The following is a 3,901-nucleotide window of genomic DNA, read 5'->3' on the forward strand; positions in this document are numbered from 1 at the left end:
TCGGCGTTTGTGATGTTCTCGTCGGTGTCGGGTGTGATGGGTTCGGCGGGGCAGGGCAGTTATGCGGCTGCGAATGTGTTTCTGGACGCGCTGGCTGTGCACCGTCGTGCGGAGGGTCTGCCGGGGCAGTCGCTGGCCTGGGGTGCGTGGGTGCCGACGGGCGGGATGACCGCGACCCTGTCCGAAGCGGACCGGCAGCGCATCGCCTCTTCCGGTGTTCAGCCGCTCTCCGTCAAGCAGGGTCTGGCGCTACTCGACACGGCGCTGGCCACCGACCACCCCCACCTCGTCCCCCTCGGCCGGATCGGGACGACACAGCATCCGGGCACAGCCGTACCTCCGCTGTTCCGCGCGCTGTTCAAGGGCGCCCGGCGGATGGCTGTGTCGACGACTGCCGGTGCACTCGGGCTGCGGCTCGCCGGCCTGGCCGACGAGGAACAGCTCCGGCACCTGCTGGACCTCGTACGAACCGAAGCAGCCGGGGTGCTCGGACATACCTCGGCGACGACGGTCGACCCGGAGCGGGAGTTCCAGGACCTGGGCGTCGACTCCCTCACCGCACTCGAACTACGCAACCGGCTGAGTCACGTCACCGGCCTGCGGCTCTCCGCCACCCTGGTTTTCGACTACCCCACTCCCCGGGCACTCGCCGCGCATCTCCGCGCCGAACTGCTCGACAGGCAGCAGACCGTGGAGCCGGGCGTGCCGGTGGTGTCCGCGGTCGACGAACCGATCGCGATCGTCGGCATGGCCTGCCGGATGCCCGGCGGCGTGGACACCCCGGAAGCGTTGTTCGAAATGCTTCTCGAAGGCCGGGAAGGGATGACCGACTTCCCCACCGACCGCGGCTGGGACCTGGCCACTCTCTTCGGCGACAGCACCCCCGGCAACCGCGGAGCCAGCGCGACCCGGCGCGGCGGATTCCTCTCCGCACTGGGCGACTTCGACGCGGGCTTCTTCGGCATCTCTCCGCGCGAGGCCCTCGCCATGGACCCGCAGCAGCGGCTGCTGCTGGAAACCTCCTGGGAGGCGTTCGAGCGGGCCGGGATCGACCCGTCCCGGCTGCGTTCCAGCCGGACCGGCGTGTTCGTGGGCACCACCGGGCAGGACTACGCCTCCCTCGTCATGAACTCGCGTGAGGACGTGGAAGGCCACGCCAGTACGGGACTGGCGAACAGCGTCATCTCCGGGCGGGTGTCCTACACCTTCGGGCTGGAGGGCCCGGCGGTGACCGTGGACACCGCCTGCTCCTCCTCGCTGGTCGCCCTGCACTGGGCCGTCCAATCGCTGCGCAGCGGAGAGTCGACGCTCGCCCTGGCCGGCGGTGTGACCGTCCTGTCCACGCCGATGAGCTTCCTCGGCTTCAGCCGGCAGGGTGGGCTGGCGGGGGACGGCCGGTGCAAGGCGTTCGCGGACGCCGCCGACGGCACCGGGTGGTCGGAGGGTGTGGGCGTACTGGTTCTTGAGCGGCTCTCGGATGCCCGTCGCCATGGGCACCGGGTGCTGGCCGTGGTCCGTGGTTCGGCGGTGAATCAGGACGGCGCTTCGAACGGTCTGACGGCGCCGAACGGGCCGTCGCAGCAGCGGGTGATCCGGCAGGCGCTGGCGGCGGCCGGGTTGTCGGCGGCGGATGTCGATGTGGTGGAGGGGCACGGTACGGGTACGCCGCTGGGCGATCCGATCGAGGCGCAGGCGCTGCTGGCGACGTACGGCCGGGAGCGGGGGGAGGGCGGTCGGCCGTTGTGGCTGGGTTCGGTGAAGTCGAATATCGGGCATACGCAGGCCGCTGCCGGTGTGGCGGGTGTCATCAAGATGGTGATGGCGATGCGGGAGGGTGTGCTGCCCCGCACCCTGCACGTGGATGCGCCGTCCCGGCACGTCGACTGGACGACCGGCGGCGTACGGCTGCTCACGGAGAACACGCCCTGGCCCGAGGCGGGTCGGCCGTGGCGGGCGGGTGTCTCCTCGTTCGGCCTCAGCGGCACCAACGCGCACATTGTCCTGGAGCAGGCGGTCGAAGCAGAGGTGGCACCGTCGGATACGGCGGCTGTGACGCCCTGGGTGGTGTCGGGCCGGTCCGAAGCGGCGCTCGACGCACAGGTGCAGAAGCTGATGGGAAGGGCACTGTCCGGACTGGACGTGGGTTTCTCCCTGGTGGCCTCGCGGGCGCGGTTTGCGCATCGGGCGGTGTTGGTGGACGGGGTGGAGGTTGCTCGGGGTGTGGCTGCCTCGCGTTCGCTTGGGGTGTTGTTTTCGGGGCAGGGGTCGCAGCGGTTGGGGATGGGGCGGGAGTTGTACGGGCGTTTCCCGGTGTTTGCTGAGGCTTTTGATGCGGTGTGTGCGGGGCTGGGTGTTCCGGTGCGGGAGGTGGTGTGGGGTGAGGATGCGGATGAGCTGAATCGGACGGTGTTTGCGCAGGCGGGGTTGTTTGCGGTCGAGGTGGCGTTGTTTCGTCTGGTGGAGTGGTTGGGGGTGCGGCCGGGTTTTGTGGCGGGGCATTCGGTGGGGGAGGTCGCGGCGGCGCATGTGGCGGGGGTGTTGTCGCTGGCGGACGCGTGCACGCTGGTCGGGGCCCGAGGTCGGCTGATGCAGGCCCTGCCCGAGGGCGGCGCGATGCTCGCCGTCCAGGCCACCGAGGAGGAAGTCCGTCCTCTTCTGAACGAGTCGGTGTCGATTGCCGCCGTCAACGGTCCTTCCTCACTGGTCGTCTCCGGTACCGAAGAGACCGTCGAAAGGATCGACTCGCACTTCCGGGGCACGGGCCGCAGGACCACGCGGCTGCGGGTTTCGCATGCGTTCCATTCGCCGTTGATGGATCCGATGCTGGACGAGTTCCGTGCGGTGGTGTCGGGGCTGTCGTTCTCGGCGCCGGAGATTGCGCTGGCCGCTGATGCGGAGGTGGTGTGCGATCCGGAGTACTGGGTGCGGCACGTCCGGGACACCGTACGGTTCGCCGACGCGGTACGTTCACTGGCCGACCAGGGCGCCGACACGTTCCTGGAACTCGGCCCGGACGGAACCCTCTGCGCGCTCGCCCGGCTGAGCGTGGAAGCCATGGCCGCGGTCCCTGTACTGCGCAAGGACCGGGGAGAGGAGAGGACCCTCGTCGAAGGGCTGGCCAGGCTGCACTGCGCGGGCGTGGCGGTCGACTGGGAGCGTTGGTACGACGGTACCGGCGCCCGGTACGTGGATCTGCCGACGTACGCCTTCCAGCGCGAGCGGTACTGGCCCGTACCGGCCGTCCGAACGGGCGATGTGGCGGGTGCCGGCCTCGCGCCGACCGGGCACGCCCTCCTGGGCGCGGCGGTGACCCCCGCCGACTCCGGCGGCAGCATGTTGCTCACCGGCCGGCTGTCCTTGGCGGCGTTGCCGTGGCTCGCGGACCACCTCGTCGACGGGGTGGCCGTCTTCCCGGGCGAAGGCCTGCTGGACATGGTGCTGCGAGCCGGGGAAGAGGCCGCCTGTGAGCACATCGCGGAACTGACCCTCACCGAACATCCGCTGGTCCTGCCCGGGGCGGGAGCCGTGGTCGTCCAGGTGACGGTCGGTGCTCCCGGCGAGGCCGGGGTCCGTACGGTCGGCTGCTACTCCCGGCCCGAGGAGACACCCGACGGACCGTGGACCTGCCATGCCACCGGACGTCTGACGACTGAGGCGCCCGCCGTCGGCCTGGCAGACGACGGTGAGCAGGTCGGCGCGTCCCTGCCCGGCCGAGGCGAGGACGCGGGGCTCTACGGTCTGCATCCGGCGTTGTTGGCTGAGGTGGTGCGGGTGGTTGTGGGGGAGGGGGAGTTGGTGCCGGTGGTGTGGCGTGGGGTTTCGTTGCATGCGGCGGGTGCTTCGGTGGTGCGGGCGCGGATGGTGCCGGTGGGTGAGGATGCGGTTTCGCTCTCGCTGGTGG

At 70.4% G+C, this 3,901-nt stretch carries 1 protein-coding gene; it reads left to right on the forward strand.

Annotated features, from left to right (window positions below; genetic code table 11):
• On the forward strand, window positions 1–3,901 hold a 3,901-nt coding region (locus ACIQ9E_RS29710; protein ID WP_403712300.1), incomplete at both ends, for a beta-ketoacyl synthase N-terminal-like domain-containing protein.

Origin of the sequence: Streptomyces sp. NPDC094448 (assembly GCF_044763775.1) — a bacterium.
Classification (GTDB): domain Bacteria; phylum Actinomycetota; class Actinomycetes; order Streptomycetales; family Streptomycetaceae; genus Streptomyces.